This window comes from Plantactinospora soyae (genome assembly GCF_014874095.1).
Classification (GTDB): domain Bacteria; phylum Actinomycetota; class Actinomycetes; order Mycobacteriales; family Micromonosporaceae; genus Plantactinospora; species Plantactinospora soyae.
Genome location: NZ_JADBEB010000001.1, coordinates 2,583,804 through 2,598,664 on the forward strand (window position 1 = coordinate 2,583,804; position 14,861 = coordinate 2,598,664).

Annotated in this window: 13 protein-coding genes and 1 riboswitch; of the genes, 7 read left to right on the plus strand and 6 right to left on the minus strand. The window is 72.2% G+C overall.

Annotated features, from left to right (window positions below):
* The first annotated feature begins 35 nt into the window (after nt 1–35).
* Nucleotides 36–1,286 carry an FUSC family protein gene (locus H4W31_RS11525; protein WP_225945487.1) on the plus strand — a complete coding sequence of 417 codons (1,251 nt, stop codon included), beginning with the start codon at nt 36–38 and terminating at the stop codon, nt 1,284–1,286.
* A gap of 42 nt (nt 1,287–1,328) precedes the next feature.
* On the opposite strand, the gene H4W31_RS11530 is transcribed toward H4W31_RS11525, so the two are convergent.
* A complete protein-coding gene (locus H4W31_RS11530; RefSeq protein WP_318783730.1) occupies nt 1,329–2,573 on the minus strand; it encodes an aminotransferase class V-fold PLP-dependent enzyme in 1,245 nt (414 codons plus the stop codon).
* A gap of 99 nt (nt 2,574–2,672) precedes the next feature.
* Nucleotides 2,673–2,791, minus strand: a riboswitch (SAM riboswitch).
* Nucleotides 2,792–2,815: 24 nt separating this feature from the next.
* Between H4W31_RS11530 and H4W31_RS11535 the strand changes: the two genes are divergently transcribed.
* Nucleotides 2,816–4,363 carry a PrsW family intramembrane metalloprotease gene (locus H4W31_RS11535; protein WP_192766655.1) on the plus strand — a complete coding sequence of 516 codons (1,548 nt, stop codon included), beginning with the start codon at nt 2,816–2,818 and terminating at the stop codon, nt 4,361–4,363.
* 43 nt (nt 4,364–4,406) lie between these two features.
* On the opposite strand, the gene H4W31_RS11540 is transcribed toward H4W31_RS11535, so the two are convergent.
* Nucleotides 4,407–4,745 (minus strand): GroES family chaperonin, encoded by a 339-nt coding sequence (locus H4W31_RS11540; RefSeq protein ID WP_192766656.1) that lies wholly within the window; start codon nt 4,743–4,745, stop codon nt 4,407–4,409.
* Nucleotides 4,746–4,847: 102 nt separating this feature from the next.
* Here H4W31_RS11540 and H4W31_RS11545 point away from each other — a divergent pair, with 102 nt between their 5' ends.
* Nucleotides 4,848–6,149 (plus strand): AI-2E family transporter, encoded by a 1,302-nt coding sequence (locus tag H4W31_RS11545; RefSeq protein WP_318783731.1) that lies wholly within the window; start codon nt 4,848–4,850, stop codon nt 6,147–6,149.
* A gap of 31 nt (nt 6,150–6,180) precedes the next feature.
* On the opposite strand, the gene H4W31_RS11550 is transcribed toward H4W31_RS11545, so the two are convergent.
* Nucleotides 6,181–8,361: an ATP-dependent DNA helicase gene (locus H4W31_RS11550; protein WP_404825704.1), complete on the minus strand. Its 2,181-nt coding sequence runs from the start codon at nt 8,359–8,361 to the stop codon at nt 6,181–6,183.
* A gap of 191 nt (nt 8,362–8,552) precedes the next feature.
* On the opposite strand from H4W31_RS11550, the gene H4W31_RS11555 reads away from it, so the two are divergent.
* Nucleotides 8,553–9,056: a DUF402 domain-containing protein gene (locus H4W31_RS11555; RefSeq protein WP_192766658.1), complete on the plus strand. Its 504-nt coding sequence runs from the start codon at nt 8,553–8,555 to the stop codon at nt 9,054–9,056.
* Nucleotides 9,057–9,075: 19 nt separating this feature from the next.
* Here the strand turns inward: H4W31_RS11555 and sigJ are convergent, their stop codons facing one another.
* Nucleotides 9,076–10,047 (minus strand): RNA polymerase sigma factor SigJ, encoded by a 972-nt coding sequence (gene sigJ / locus H4W31_RS11560; protein ID WP_192766659.1) that lies wholly within the window; start codon nt 10,045–10,047, stop codon nt 9,076–9,078.
* Between the two features lie 419 nt (nt 10,048–10,466).
* On the opposite strand from sigJ, the gene H4W31_RS11565 reads away from it, so the two are divergent.
* Together H4W31_RS11565 and H4W31_RS11570 are read left to right on the plus strand one after the other, a co-directional pair.
* Nucleotides 10,467–11,093, plus strand: coding sequence for a DUF47 domain-containing protein (locus H4W31_RS11565; RefSeq protein ID WP_192766660.1), 627 nt, complete (start codon nt 10,467–10,469; stop codon nt 11,091–11,093).
* A 3-nt stretch (nt 11,094–11,096) separates the two neighbouring features.
* Entirely contained in the window at nt 11,097–12,098 is a 1,002-nt protein-coding gene (locus tag H4W31_RS11570; RefSeq protein ID WP_192766661.1) for an inorganic phosphate transporter, read from the plus strand.
* Nucleotides 12,099–12,151: 53 nt separating this feature from the next.
* On the opposite strand, the gene H4W31_RS11575 is transcribed toward H4W31_RS11570, so the two are convergent.
* The gene (locus H4W31_RS11575; protein WP_192766662.1) at nt 12,152–13,120 is read right to left on the minus strand and encodes a Gfo/Idh/MocA family protein; all 969 of its coding nucleotides are present in this window, start codon (nt 13,118–13,120) and stop codon (nt 12,152–12,154) included.
* 113 nt (nt 13,121–13,233) lie between these two features.
* Between H4W31_RS11575 and H4W31_RS11580 the strand changes: the two genes are divergently transcribed.
* Nucleotides 13,234–14,064 (plus strand): NUDIX hydrolase, encoded by an 831-nt coding sequence (locus H4W31_RS11580; RefSeq protein WP_192766663.1) that lies wholly within the window; start codon nt 13,234–13,236, stop codon nt 14,062–14,064.
* Nucleotides 14,065–14,081: 17 nt separating this feature from the next.
* On the opposite strand, the gene pstB is transcribed toward H4W31_RS11580, so the two are convergent.
* The gene (gene pstB / locus H4W31_RS11585) at nt 14,082–14,858 is read right to left on the minus strand and encodes a phosphate ABC transporter ATP-binding protein PstB (protein ID WP_192766664.1); all 777 of its coding nucleotides are present in this window, start codon (nt 14,856–14,858) and stop codon (nt 14,082–14,084) included.
* Nucleotides 14,859–14,861: the final 3 nt, after the last annotated feature.

Consider the following 14,861-nt stretch of genomic DNA (forward strand, 5'->3'; position numbering starts at 1 on the left):
GGGTAGTCCCCGCCATGCGCTCCGTCCGGGACACCATGGCCAGAACGCCCGTGGAGGTCGATCGGGAGCGTATCGCCAGGCTGGCGCAGGAGGCCAAGAAGCGGTCCCGGGCCACCGTGCGGGACCGGTGGCACGCCGTGCAGTTCAATCTGGTGCTCGCGCTCCAGGCCGGGGTCGCGGCGGCGCTGGCCTGGGTCGGCTCGCACGAACTGCTGGGCAATCCGTCGCCGGTCTTCGCACCGATCTCCGCGATCGGCACGCTCGCCTCCTCGGTCGGCCAGCGGTTCCGCCGGACCATCGAGCTGATCATCGGGGTGGCGGTCGGCATCGGCCTCGGCGACGCACTGGTCTTCGCCGCCGGCACCGGGCCCTGGCAGCTCGGCGTGATCGTCTTTCTGTCGATCGTGGTCACCATCTTCCTCGGCGGCGGCCCGGCGGTGGTGACCCAGGCGGCGGCGACCGCGGTGCTGATCGTGACCGTGACCCCGGCGTCGATGGAGAACATCGAGTCACCCCGGGTCATCGACGCGCTGATCGGCGGCTTCGCCGGGCTGGTGGTGCTCGCCCTGGTGCTGCCGCTCAACCCGCTCCGGGTGGTGGACCGGGCGGCCCGACCCGCGCTCGGCCGGCTCACCGAGGAGTTGAGCGAGACCGCCGAGGCGCTCAAGTCCCGGAACGCCTCCCGGGCCCAGGCCGCCCTGGACCGGCTGCGTCAGGTGGAGGACCACCTCCAGGGCTTCACCGAGGCGCTGGAGGGTGGGCGGGAGACCTCCATCCTGGCGCCGGTGCGCTGGCACCGCCGGGGAGCGCTCACCCAGTACGTGGAGAGCGCCGAGTACATCGAGCACGCCGTACACAACAGCGGAACCCTGATCCGGCGGGCGGTCACCGCGCTGGAGGACGAGGAACCGGTGCCGGAGGAGATGTCGGCCGCGGTGGCTCTGCTGGCCGAGTCGGTACGACTGCTGCGCAAGGATCTCGGCCTCGGCGTACGGCCGGAGGCCGCCCGTGAGCAGGCGCTACAGGCGATCGGCCAGGCCGGTCGGGCGTACGCGGAGGGGGTCGGGTTCTCCGGCAGCGTGGTGATCGCGCAGGTGCGTACCACGGGCAGCGACATCCTCCGGGCCACCGGGATCGAACGCACCGAGGCGAACCGGCTGGTACGGCGGGCAGCGGGCGGTCATGCCGGCGAGGCCGCCGACGACGCGCTCAAGGATCCCGGCGGGCGGCCCTCGGACACACCGTCGGACACGCCGTCCTCGGAGGCCCGGTCCACCCGGTCGTGACCCCGACCGTCCGGTACCCCGGGCGCCGGGCGACCGGGCCGGTCAACCGAGGGCGGCCAGGGCGGCCAGCAGGCGGTCCACCTGCCGGGTGGTACTGCCCAGCCCGATGCTCGCGCGCAGCGCGGTCGGCGGCAGGTCGGGCCGGCCGCTCCGGGTGCCCGCCTCGGTGAGCAGGCGTCGGGCCAGCGGATGCGCGCAGAAGAGACCGTCCCGGAGCCCGATCTGCCAGCGCTGGGCCAGCTCGGCGGCGACCTGCGCCGAGTCCCGGCCGGCGACCACGAACGAGACGATGCCGACCCGGGGTGCGTCCGCGTCGAAGGTACGCAGTTCGACCACGTCCGGCGTGGCGGCGAGCCCGGTACGCAGGTGGGCGAGGAGGGCCTGCTCCCGGGCGTACAGCGCGGGGCGGTCCGCGCCGGTCAGCGCCTCGCAGACGGCGGCCAGCGCCACCGCGCCGAGCAGGTTCGGGGTACCGGCCTCGTGCCGGCCGGGCCCGTCCGCCCAGTCGACGTCGTTGGTGGCCGGACCGACCGTGCGGGTGGCCCCGCCACCGGCGAGGTACGGCGGTGCGGCGTCCAGCCAGTCCGCCCGCCCGGCCAGTACGCCGATCCCGAACGGCGCGTACAGCTTGTGACCGGAAACGGCCACGTAGTCGACCGCGAGGGCGGAGATGTCCACCTCGGCGTGCGGGGCGAGTTGAGCGGCGTCCAGCACGATCCGCGCGCCGTGCCGGTGGGCGGCGCGGGCCAAATCGGCGATCGGCCAGCACTCCCCGGTGACGTTGCTGGCCCCGGTCACCGCGACCAGGATCGGCGCGCTGCCGTCGGTGCCCCGGCGCAGTTCGCGCAGTGCGGCGTCGAGGGCCCGTACCGCCGCGCCGGGCGAGCCGGGCACCGGCAGCCGGACCGTGTCGACGGGCCACGGCAGCAGGTTGGCGTGGTGCTCCGAGGCGAAGGTCACCACCTTGCCGCCGGGCGGCAGGACCCTGGCCAACAGGTTGAGCGCGTCGGTGGTGTTCCGGGTGAAGACGACGTGGTCGTCGGGACGTACCCCGAGGAAGTCGCCGACCTGTTGCCGGGCCCGCTCGTAGGCGAGGGTGCAGCGCCGGGACAGCGCTCCGGCGCCCCGGTGCACGCTGGCGTACCAGGGCAGCAGTTCGGCCACCGCGTCCGCCGCGGCCCGCGCGCACGGCGCGGTGGCGGCGTAGTCGAGGTTGACCTGTCCGGGTACGCCGAGCACGTCCAGCGGTCCGTGCCCGGCCGGGTTCGGATCGGCCGGTACGGGCACGGCGACCGTTCGTGCGGGAACGGTACGGGACACGGGTGCGACGATGGTGCTCACCGGGTTACCTCCGGGGTCCAGGGACCCCGGGGCGGGCGGGAACGGGGTCCGCGCTTGCCCGGTGCGGCATGCACCGAGCCCGGTCATCACCCGGGGCACCCCACCGCGAACTGACGAGGGTTGCCGGCCAGCAAGCCGGGGCTTGGACGCTGGCACTCGTGACCTGCGGACGAGCATAGCCGGACCGGATGTGGTCGGGCCAGCCTGGCCGGGGTGACTACGCTGACCACATGGCCGACACCCCGCCCGGTGCGGCGGCGCCCCAGTCGCCGGCACCGAATCCACCGTGGTCGCCGCCCACGACGTCCCCGGCGCCCCAGCCGCCGCCCGACCTTCCGGCGGTCAAGGTCGCCGGGTCACGGCAGGGGTTGAGCGTGCAGCGCCTGTCGGTGATGATCGGCGCGATCCTGCTGATCGCCGTCTGCGCGGTGCTGATGCTGCTCGAACTCGGTGAGCCGGCCGGCGTCACGCCGCTGGTGATCGGGCTGGCCGCGGCGGTCCTGCCGGTACCGGTCCTGGTCGCCTGCTTCCTCTGGCTCGACCGGTACGAGCCGGAGCCGATCAAGTACCTGCTCTTCTGTTTCGGCTGGGGCGCGGCGGTGTCGACCTACTCGGCGCTGAAGGTCAACACGTTCGCGGCCGACGTGGGCCTGCCGGTACCGCTGGTCGGGGTGCTGGTGGCGCCCTTCATCGAGGAGCTGACCAAGGCCCTCGGGCCGTTACTGCTGCTGCTCTACCGGCGTCGGCAGTGGTCCGGCATCACCGACGGAATTGTCTACTGTGGTCTGTCGGCGGTCGGCTTCGCGATGGTGGAGAACATCCTCTACCTCGGCCTGCACGGCTACGCCGACGGCGCCGACCAGTACGGCCCGGCCACCGGTGCGCAGAACGTCTTCGGGATCTTCATCGTGCGGATCCTGATCACCGGCTTCGCCCACCCGCTGTTCACCTCGATGACCGGCGTCGGGCTCGGGATCGCCGCCCGTACCGCCGACATGCGGATCCGGATCCTCACCCCGTTCGCCGGTCTGCTGCTGGCGATGATCCTGCACGGCACCTGGAACCTGACGGCCACGCTGGTGCAGGAGACCGGGGAGGAACTGATCCTGCTCTACGGGTACATCGGCCTGATGGTGCCGATTTTCCTCGGCATGGTCGGGCTGGCGATCTGGCTGCGAAGTTGGGAGGGGCGGCTCACCGAACGTCGACTGCCCGACTACGTACGGGCGGGCTGGCTCACCCCGCCCGAGTTGGCGGCGCTGACCAACATCGGCCGGCGGCACGCGGCCCGTCGCTGGGCCCGCCGGGTGGCCGGCGACGAGGGCTTCAAGGCGATGCGGCGGTTCCAGTTCGCCGCCACCCGGCTGGCGCTGCTGCGCGACGGGCTGACCCGGGGCCTGGACGCCAAGCCGGTGCAGCTGGCTCGGGCCCTGGCCGAGGAACGGGAACTGCTCGGCGCGATACACGACGCCCGGCAGGCCTTCGTCGGGCGCGACCCGCAGGCACCGGTCGGGGTGTGGGACGGCAGCCACTACCACCTGACGTTCCCGGACGGGAGCCTGCGGATCCTGGAGCCCCCGCACGAGCCGGTGGTGCCGATCCCGGTCGTGCTCGGGCCGGCCCGTCCACCGGTACCCGCCGGGGTCGGCTACGGCCCGCCCGGCCCGTACGGCGGACCGCCGACCTTCGGGGCACCACCGGGAGCGTCCTGGCCCGGTCCGCAGCAGCACCGCTGAGCCGGGCCGGCGGGGCGAGCGGTGCCGGAAGGGCGCCGCTCGCCTAGAGGTAGAGCCCGGTCGAGTCGGTCTCCACCCGTTGCGCGGCAACCGCGTGCACGTCGCGCTCGCGGAGCAGGACGTACTCCCGGCCGTGCAGTTCGACCTCGGACCGGTCGTCCGGGTCGAAGAGCACCCGGTCCCCGGAGACGATGGATCGCACGTTCGGACCGACGCCCACCGCGGTCGCCCAGGCCAGTCGCCGCCCCATCGAAGCGGTGGCCGGGATGACGATGCCGGCGGTCGAGCGCCGTTCCCCCTCGCTACCCTCCGTACGGACCAGCACCCGGTCGTGTAGCAGTCGGATGGGCAGGCCGTTGTCGTTGTTCACCTCGGCGGTCACGACCGGAACGGTACCGTGCACGGGCGTCGGGCCGGCTGGTGGCGTGGCCTCCCGTAGCGTTCCGAGCCGGCCCGTGCCGGTGCGGCTACCGTAGGGGAGCCGATTCCTGAGTGGGAGGTGCGCTTGAGCCGATTCGAGCAGTTGCGAGCGAGGATCCGTCGTGCCCTCGCGTCCGCTCGGCCCCGGTCTGGCTCGGCCGGAAACCCGGGAGAGGGCCAGGAAACTCCGCCGGCGGACTCCCTGTCGCTGACCCATCCGCTGGGGCCGGCCGAGGGTGAGTCCCCGACGGACGGCCACCCCTCGACGTCGAGCCGGGACGACGCGGACGTACCGCACGGGTTGCGCATCGCGGCGGCCTGGTCCTGGCGGCTGATCGTGATCGGCGTCGTCGCCTGGACGCTGATCCGGGTGGTCGGCACGATCCGGATCGTCATCATTCCGCTGATCATCGCCCTGCTGCTCTCGGCCCTGCTGGCCCCGGCGGTCGGGCTGCTGCTCCGGGCCCGGTTCCCCCGCTCACTGGCCACCGCCCTGGTGCTGGTCACCGGGCTGGCGGCGGTGGTCGGCACCCTGACCCTGGTGGTGAACGAGTTCATCCGAGGCGTACCGGACCTGAGTCGCAACGCCACCGACGGCATCCGGCAGATCCAGGAGTGGCTCAAGACCGGGCCGCTGCACCTGTCGGACAACCAGCTCAACTCGTACATCGAGGAGGGCGAGCAGTGGATCAACGAGAACACCCGGGCGCTGACCAGCGGGGCGGTCTCCACCGCGACGACCCTCTTCGAGGTGCTGACCGGCGCTCTGCTGGTGCTCTTCGCCACCTTCTTCTTCCTGCGGGACGGCGGGAAGATCTGGCGCTTCATCGTCCGGCTGCTGCCGCTGGCCGCCCGATGGCGGGTCGACGACGCCGGTAGGGCCTCCTGGGCGACCCTGGTCGCGTACGTCCGGGCGACCGTGCTGGTCGCGTTCATCGACGCGGTCGGGATCGGCATCTTCCTGGTGATCTTCGACATCCCGTTCGCGTTTCCGCTGGCCGCGCTGGTCTTCCTCGGCGCGTTCATCCCGATCGTCGGCGCGACCCTCTCCGGTGCGGTGGCGATCCTGGTCGCCCTGGTCGACAGCGGCTGGGTGTCCGCGCTGATCATCCTCGGTGTGGTGATCGGCGTGCAGCAGATCGAGGGACACATCCTGCAACCGCTGATCATGGGGCGCGCGGTGGCGATCCATCCGCTCGCGGTGATCGTCGCGATCGCCGCCGGGGTCGTCCTGGCCGGCATCGTCGGCGCCCTGGTCTCGGTGCCGCTGATCGCGGTGCTCAACACGGCGGTCCGCCGGCTGGCCCACCGCCGGCCGCCCGAGGTGCCGCCGCACGCCGTCGTGATCGCCAGCCAGGCACCGTGAGCGTGGGCCCCGGCCGGTCGGCGGTCGGGGCTCAGGTGCGGGCCAGCCGCTCCAGGGCGCCCTTGGCGATGTCGGGTCGGGTCGTGTACCAGAACGGCGGCAGCGACTGGCGCAGGAAGGCGCCGTACCCCCGGGCGGTCTCCAGCCGGGAGTCGAGCACCGCCACCACGCCCTTGTCGCCGGTCGACCGGATCAGCCGACCGACCCCCTGAGCCAGCCGTACGGCCGCGATCGGCACGCTCACCGAGGCGAAGCCCGAGCCACCGGCGGAGTCCACCGCCGCCGCCCGGGCCGCCGCCAACGGCTCGTCCGGGCGGGGGAACGGCAGCCGGTCGATCACCACGAGTTGGCACGAGTCGCCCGGCACGTCCACGCCCTGCCAGAGCGACATGACGCCGAACAGGCAGCTCGCCCGCTCCTCCCGGAACCGGCGGACCAGCAGCGGCAGTGACTCCTCGCCCTGGAGCAGCACGGGCAGGTCGGTACGCGCCCGTAGCAGCTCGGCGGCCTGGAGCGCGGCCCGCCGGGACGAGAACAACCCGAGGGTACGACCGCCGAGCGCGCCGACCAGCCCGAGCAACTCCTCACCGGCGGCGGCCGGCAGGCCCGAGGCGGCGGGGCGGGGCAGGTGCGCGGCGACGTACAGGATGCCCTGCCGGGGGTAGTCGAACGGCGAACCGACGTCGAGCGAGCGCCATCCGCCGGCCGGCTCGGCCGTGCCCGCCGATGCCGATCCGGTCGACCCCTTCGGCGTCGCGCCGGCCGTGGCTGTGGACCGGCCGGGTGCGCTGGACCGGGCCGTACCGGCGGCGAGCGCTCCGGCGGCCGGCGACGGCGGGGCGGTCGGAGCCGGTGCCGGACCGAGTCCCAGGGCCCGGGCCACGGTGTCGAACCGGCCGCCGAGGGCGAGCGTGGCCGAGGTGGCGACGACGGTGCGGTCCTCGTACAGGTGGGTGGCGAGGGTGTTGGCCACGGAGAGCGGCGCGACGACCAGCGCCCGACGGCCGGCGGCGGCGCCCTCCGGCTTCTCCACCCAGGCCACGTCGTGGTCGGCCTCCTCCAGCAGTCGCTGGGAGGTCTTCGACAGCTCGTCGAGCACCGCCTTTGACTGCTGCTTGCGGACCGGGTCGGGGTCGTCGGCCTTCACCTCGCCGATCTTCTCCAGCGCCGCCCGGGTCGCCGCGTCGAGCAGGGTGCACGCCTCGCGCAGCGGCCCCGGCAGGCCGCCGGTGATCCGCCCGGCCGGCGACTCGGCCAGCCCGACCGTCAGGGCGTCGCCGGCCGCGACCAGCGCCTCGGCCAGCTCCGGGCTGATCAGCGGCCGGGTACGCCGGGCCGCGCGGTCGATCAGCTCCGGGATCAGCTCGGCCTGGGCCGCCGAGGAGACCCGGTCGGCGAGTTCGTGTGCCTCGTCGACCACCAGCAGCTTGTGCGGGGGCACGATGTGCCGGCCGGCGAGCATGTCGACGGCGAGCAGGCTGTGGTTGGTCACCACCACGTCGGCCTCGCGGGCGCGGGCCCGGGACGCCTCCGCGAAACACTCGGCGCCGTACGGGCAGCGGCCGGCCCCGACACACTCCCGGGCCGGCATCGACACCAGGCGCCACGCCTGATCGTCGACGCCCGGGTCGAGCTCGTCCCGGTCACCGGTGTCGGTCTCCATGGCCCAGTCCCGGATCCGCTCGACCTGCTTGCCCAGCCGGCCCGCCTCACCGAGCCACTTCGGGCCGCCGCCGCTCCGGCCCGGGGTGTCGAAGAGCGTGTCCTCCGGCTCGTCCTCAGTAGAGTTCTCCAGTCGGGCCAGGCAGAGGTAGTGGTGCCGGCCCTTGAGCACCGCGAAGGTCGGTCGCTGGCCGAGCACCGAGGTGACCGCGTCGGCGAGCCGGGGCAGGTCGTGTTCGACCAGCTGGGACTGGAGCGCGAGGGTGGCGGTGGAGACCACCACCGGTCCGTCCACGGTCAACGCCGGGGCGAGGTAGGCCAGGGACTTGCCGGTGCCGGTCCCGGCCTGCACCAGCAGGTGCTCGCCGGAGGAGATGCACTCCTCGATCGCGGTGGCCATCTGCTGCTGGCCCTCCCGGGTGGAACCGCCGGGCACGGCGCCGACGGCCGCGGCCAGCAGCTCGGTGCCGCTGGGCCGACCGGCGCGGCGGCGCTTGCGGGGTCGGCCGGCCGGAGGTGCACCGGCCTCCGCCGCCGTCGGCCCGGTCAGGTCAGGGAAGCTGGCGTCGGTGGCGGGCGCGGTCACTGTGCGACCGTACCCGTACGTCCCGACAGGGCCGCGCGCACACGACCGGCGGGTCCGCGACACCACCGGATCGGTGCAGTGATGTTGCCGATTACGACGCCTGGCGGATGCTTCGTGCACGGCGAGTACTGGGCCAGATCCGCTAGGGTGCGGGCATGCCGAGCGAGATGGTCCGGGTCGTCTACCGCAAGTACGACGGCACGGCGCACCGGGACTACCCCGCCCGCAGGCTGACCGAGGACGACTCCGGTGTCTGGCTCGGCGTGACCGCCGGCACCCAGTCCGTCTACCACGGTCGCCCCTCGGTGGAGCAGATCCCGTTCGTACTGCTCGTGCCGCACGACACGTGGTGGAGCGCGATGTTCAACCCGCCGCCCCGGACCAGCGAGGTCTACTGCGACATCGCGAGCCCGGCTCGCTGGGAGGGCGACACCGTCCACCTGATCGACCTCGACCTGGACGTCGTACGTCGCCGGGGCACCGCAGCGGTGGAGTTGCGGGACGAGGACGAGTTCGCCGAGCACCGGGCCCGGTTCGGATATCCCGAGGACGTGGTGACGAACGCCCACGCCGCCGCCGAGTGGCTGTACGGCGCCCTGGGCGACGGCACCGAACCGTTCGCGTCCGCGTACCGGAAGTGGCTGGCCCTGGTGGTCTGAGCCGGCGCCGTCGGCCCGGTCAGGAGACGGGCCGGGACCCGAGCGTCCGGGTGTCCTCACCGGGGGCGATCCGGGGTACCCGGGTCAGTTTCGCCGGGTTGACCTGGTGGTAGATGCCGGTGAGCCGGCTCTGGTCGGTGACGAACCACATGACGCCGCGCAGCGGCAGGTCGGGCCGGTACTCCGCCTCGACCTGGATGCCGAGGCTGCCGTTGACCAGTACCGGCACCATCCGGAGGTCCCTGGTGTCCCGCACGGCCCGCCGGAACAGCCCGTACGCGAACCGGGCGACCTTGACGGCGCCGACGACCGGATGCCGGGAGGTCGGGAACAGGCCGCCGCCGTCGCCGACGAAGACCACGTCGGGGGCGAGCACCTCCAGCAGCCGGTCCAGCTCGCCGGACTCGGCGGCTTCCAGGAAGGCGGCGACCAGGCGTTGGTGCTCCGCCGGATCGGCGGGCTGCCGGGGAGTGCCGTCGGCCACCGCGCGCCGGGCCCGGGAGGCGAGCTGCCGGGCCGCGATCGGTGTGCTGCCAAGCACCCCCGCGATCTCCGCGAACGGCACCGCGAAGACGTCGTGCAGGACGAACGCGACCCTCTGTTCGGGGGAGAGGCGTTCCAGCAGGGTCAGCAGGGCGATGCCGACCTGGTCGGTGTGGACGGCCCGCTCGGCCGGGTCCGGTGCGAAGCCGTCGGCCGGGTCGGGTAGCCGGCTCACGACCGGCTCCGGCAGCCACTGCCCGTGATACGTCTCACGGCGGACCCGGGCCGACCGCAGCACGTCGAGGCTGACCCGAGCGGTGGTAGTGGTCAGCCAGGCCCGCAGGTCGCGAATCTCGGCGCGGGCCTGCGGGGTGGCCAGGGCGGCGGCGTAGCGCAGCCAGGTCTCCTGGACGGCGTCCTCGGCCTCCGTCCGGCTTCCCAGCATCCGGTAGGCGACCGCCATCAGGTGGCCACGTTCGGCCTCGAACTCGGTCGCCAGGTCCCGCATGGCCGTCTCCCCGTCCGCTTGGCGTCTCTCCCCGTCCGCTTCGCGCCCACCTGCGAGGTTAGTCGCGGGCGATCCCGACCGTCGGGCGTCCGGCAGTGACAGGCGTCTCAGCCGGGCCGGTCGGCCGGGCCGGATCGACCGGGAGGTGTGCCGGTGCGGTGTTCCGGGTACTGCTCCGGGCTGACCGGTTTCCTGCTGTCCGGGGCACACCGCTCGGTTTGTCCCTGCTGGGTGACGGCCCCGGCGACGGTACGGGAGGGTGGCGTGGCACCGTCAAGATGAACGAGAGGTAAATGGCAAATGAACCGCCCCTGACCAGGGGTGGGCCGGGCAAATCTTCGATCCGAGGTTTCCTAGCATTCCCCAGGGGCAGCCTCCTGCGGCCCGCCACCCGTCCGCCGACGCAACGAGGTTGTGCCGTGAAGTTTTCCCTCCGCCCATCCGAGGGCGCCTTCTACGAGTTGTTCACCAGAGCCGCTCAGAACCTTGTGCGCGGCACCGAACTGCTCAACGAGCTTGCGCTGCCCGGGGTCGACGTACAGTCGGTCAGCGAGCGGCTCACCGAGGTCGAGCACGACAGCGACCAGATCACCCACGATCTTTACAAGAAGATCAACTCGACGTTCGTCACGCCCTTCGACCGGGAGGACATCTACCGGCTGGGCTCGCTGCTCGACGACGTGATGGACCACCTGGAGGCGGTCGGCAACCTGCTCTACCTGTACGGGTTGACCAAGCTGCCGTCGCTGCCCCGGGAGATGCACGAACTGGTGAACGTCCTGGACCAGCAGGCGAAGCTCACCGCCGACGCGATGCCCCGGCTCAAGTCGATGAAGGACCTCGAGGACTACTGGATCGAGTGCAACCGGCTGGAGAACGACGGCGACCAGGCGTACCGGATGTTGCTGGTCCGACTCTTCTCCGGCGAGTACGACGCGCTGACCGTACTGAAGATGAAGGAGGTCGCCGACGAGCTGGAGGCGGCCTGTGACGCCTTCGAGCACGTGGCGAACACCGTCGAGACCATCGCGGTCAAGGAAAGCTGACCGGTGGATCCCGAACTCATCGCCGTACTGGCGGTGATCGCCGTCGCGCTCGTCTTCGACTACACCAACGGGTTCCACGACGCCGCGAACGCGATCGCCACCAGCATCTCCACCCGGGCGCTCACCCCACGGGTCGCGCTCGGAATGGCGGCCATCGGCAACTTCATCGGCGCGCACTTCGGCGCCGACGTCGCCAAGACGGTCGGCAGCGGGCTGGTCGCCCTACCCGACGGCACCTCCGGCCTGGGCATCGTCTTCGCCGGTGTGATCGGCGCGATCGCCTGGAACCTGATCACCTGGTACTTCGGCCTGCCCTCGTCGTCCACGCACGCGCTGATCGGTGGACTCGTCGGGTCGACGCTCGCCGCCTCCGGCACGGTGCTCTGGGGCGGCATCGCGGAGAGCGTCATACTGCCGATGATCGTCTCTCCGGTGGTCGGGTTCCTGCTCGGCTACATCGTCATGATCGCGGTCCAGTGGATCTTCCGGAACGGACAGCCGGGCAGGCTGAACCGTGGCTTCCGGTGGGCCCAGACCGCCTCGGCGGCGGCGATGTCGATCGGGCACGGCATGCAGGACGCCGCGAAGACGATCGGCATCGTGGTGCTCGCCCTCTTCGTCGGCGGCTACCAGGACAGCGCCGAGACGATCCCGGAGTGGGCGTTCTGGACCTCGGCGACCGTGCTGGCCCTGGGCACGTACGCGGGCGGTTGGCGGATCATCCGCACCCTCGGCCGGAAGATCATCGACCTGCGTCCACCGGAGGGCTTCGCGGCCGAGACGGTGGCCAGCGGGGTGCTCTACTTCAACGCGCTGGTCCTGGGCGCGCCGATCTCGACCACCCACACCATCACCTCGGCCATCATGGGCGTCGGCGCCACCAAGCGGCTCTCCGCCGTCCGGTGGGGCGTGGCCGGCAACATCGTCGGCGCCTGGGTGCTGACCTTCCCGGCCGCCGGCTCGATCGGCGCGCTGATGTTCTTCGTGGTCCGCCCGCTCTTCTGAGGTGTTAGGAAGGGCCCCTTCTACAACGGAAAACGATAAGAAGGGGCCCTTCCTTACAGGTAGGTGACGCCGATCTGCTCGCGGATGTCGTCGAGCAGGGCCATCACCTCGAGAGTGGCGGCGTGCGGCACGAGCGGGCTCTCCAGCAGGCCGGCGCGGAGGCAGCGCTGCACCTCGGCGGCCTCGTGCTGGTAGCCGGAGCCGGCGAGGTCGACGGGGAGGAGTTCCGGGGCGCCGCCCGCGCGGTGCAGGGTCACCCGGGTCGGCCGGTAGAACGGCGGGGACAGGTCGATCCGGCCGGTGCGGCCGGTGATCGTCGCCGCCACCGGGGTCGCGCCGATCATGCCGCAGCTCAGGCTCGCGACGGCGCCCGAGTCGTAGCCGAAGACCATCCCGGTGTTCTCGTCGACACCCTCGGGGCTGATCTTCGCCCAGGCCCGGATCTGGTCCGGCAGGCCGAGCAGCAGGTGCGCCAGACTCACCGGATAGACCCCGAGGTCCAGCAGCGCGCCGCCGCCGAGTGCGCGGGCCCGCATCCGGTGCTCGGGCGGGAACGGCCCACCGACCCCGAAGTCCGCCTGCACGCCGGTCACCTCGCCGATCGCGCCGTCCGCGATCAGCTCCAGAATCCGGAGTACGACGGGATTGCACCGCATCCACATCGCCTCCATCAGGAAGAGGTTGTTGGCCCGGGCGGTGTCGATGAGCGTCTGCGCATGCGCCCGGTCCAGGGTGATCGGCTTCTCGCAGAGCACCGCCTTCCCGGCCGACAGGCAGGCCATCGAGGCGTCGAAGTGCGCGGCGTGCGGGGTGGCGACGTACACCACGTCGATGTCGTCGTCGGCGGCGAACTCCTGCCACGACCCGTACGCCCGGGGCACGCCGTGCCGGTCCGCGAAGGCGCGGGCGGTCTCCAGGGTCCGGGAGCCGACGGCGACGACCTCGGCGTCCGGCAGCAGCCGGAGGTCTTCGACGAAGGTGGCGGCGATGTAACCGGTGGCGAGGATGCCCCAACGTGTCATGTCGGCACGGTAGCCGAGGGAATCCGTCCGCCGGTCGACTCCCCCGAAAGGCAAGATCGCGACTGTCCGGGCGGCGGGCGCGGTCGCCCCAGCGGCCTGACTACCCTCGCAGCATGCCGTCCTTTGCCGCCCCGGAGTCGATCATCGAACACGCCCGCCGGTTCTACGCCCAGGGCGGGGTTCCCGTCCCGGCCCGGCCGGCGGCGACCGTACTGCTGCTTCGGCCGGACCGGTCCGGCCGCGAGGGCTTCGAGGTGTACGTCATCCGCCGCGCCGCCGGAATGACCTTCGGCGGCATGTACGCGTTCCCGGGCGGCAGCGTCGACCCCGAGGACTCGGAGATCCGGCTGGACTGGTCGGGTCCCGACCCGGCGCAGTGGGGTGACCGGCTCGGTCTGCCGGCCGGACAGGCCCAGGGGGTGGTGTGCGCCGCCGCCCGGGAGGTCTTCGAGGAGGCCGGTGTGCTGCTCGCCGGGGCGCATCCGGAGGCCGTGGTCGGCGACGTCAGCGGACAGGAGTGGGAGGTGGCCCGGCAGGCGCTGGTGAACCGGCGTACCGGCTTCGCCGACCTGCTCCGGGACTGCCGGCTGACCCTCCGCTCCGACCTGCTGCTGCCGTGGAGCCGCTGGGTCACGCCGGAGTTCGAGCCGCGCCGGTTCGACACGTACTTCTTCGTCGCGCTGCTGCCGGAGGGGCAGCGCCCCCGGGACGTCTCCGGGGAGGCCGACCACACGATGTGGATCCGTCCGGCGGACGCGCTGGCGCGGGTGGAGGCGGGCGAGATCGCCATGCTGCCGCCCACCATGCTCACCCTGGCCGAGGTCGGCGCCTGCCCGGACCTGGCCGCGCTGCCCGCCGCCGCGGCGCTGCGTACGCCGGCCAGGCCGATCATGCCCCGCGTCGAGCTGTCCTCCGACGGTGCGGCCCGGTTCCTCCTCGACTGAGCCGCCCCGACGGCGGGTCAGCCGAAGCGGCCGGTGATGTAGTCCTCGGTCTTCTTCACGCTCGGGTTGCTGAAGATCTTCTGGGTGTCGTCGTACTCGATGAGCCGGCCCGGGTCGCCGGTCCGCTCGATCGAGAAGAAGGCCGTACGGTCGGAGACCCGGGCCGCCTGCTGCATGTTGTGCGTCACGATGATGATCGTGTAGCGGTCCTTGAGCTTGAACATCAGGTCTTCGATGGCGAGCGTGGAGATCGGGTCCAGCGCCGAGCACGGCTCGTCCATCAGCACCACCTGCGGCTCGACCGCGATGGTCCGGGCGATGCAGAGCCGCTGCTGCTGGCCGCCGGAGAGCCCCGCGCCGGGCTTGCCGAGCCGGTCCTTGACCTCGTCCCAGAGGTTGGCCGACTTCAGCGCCCGCTCGGCGGCGTCCTCCAGCACCGCCTTCTTGCGTACGCCGTTCAACCGCAGCCCGGCGACCACGTTGTCGAAGATCGACATGGTGGGGAACGGGTTCGGCCGCTGGAAGACCATGCCGATCATCCGGCGGACGGCGGTCACGTCCACGTCCCGGTCGTAGATGTCCTCGTCGTCGATGGTCAGGCTGCCGTCGACCCGGGCACCCGGCAGCACCTCGTGCATCCGGTTGATCGAGCGGAGGAAGGTCGACTTGCCGCAGCCGGACGGGCCGATCAGGGCGGTGACGGTCTTCGGCTCGACGGTGAGGTTGATGTCCTCGATCGCTTTGAACGAGCCGTAGTACGCGGTCACGTTCATCGCTTCGATGCGCTTGGCCATGGT

What these genes read in the sequence shown, in the direction of transcription:
- H4W31_RS11525 (WP_225945487.1), top strand. Translation starts at nt 36, where the DNA reads ATGGCCAGAACGCCCGTGGAGGTCGATCGGGAGCGTATCGCCAGGCTG.
- H4W31_RS11535 (WP_192766655.1), top strand. Translation starts at nt 2,816, where the DNA reads ATGTGGTCGGGCCAGCCTGGCCGGGGTGACTACGCTGACCACATGGCC.
- H4W31_RS11555 (WP_192766658.1), top strand. Translation starts at nt 8,553, where the DNA reads ATGCCGAGCGAGATGGTCCGGGTCGTCTACCGCAAGTACGACGGCACG.
- sigJ (WP_192766659.1), bottom strand. Translation starts at nt 10,047, where the DNA reads ATGCGGGACCTGGCGACCGAGTTCGAGGCCGAACGTGGCCACCTGATG.
- H4W31_RS11575 (WP_192766662.1), bottom strand. Translation starts at nt 13,120, where the DNA reads ATGACACGTTGGGGCATCCTCGCCACCGGTTACATCGCCGCCACCTTC.
- H4W31_RS11580 (WP_192766663.1), top strand. Translation starts at nt 13,234, where the DNA reads ATGCCGTCCTTTGCCGCCCCGGAGTCGATCATCGAACACGCCCGCCGG.
- pstB (WP_192766664.1), bottom strand. Translation starts at nt 14,858, where the DNA reads ATGGCCAAGCGCATCGAAGCGATGAACGTGACCGCGTACTACGGCTCG.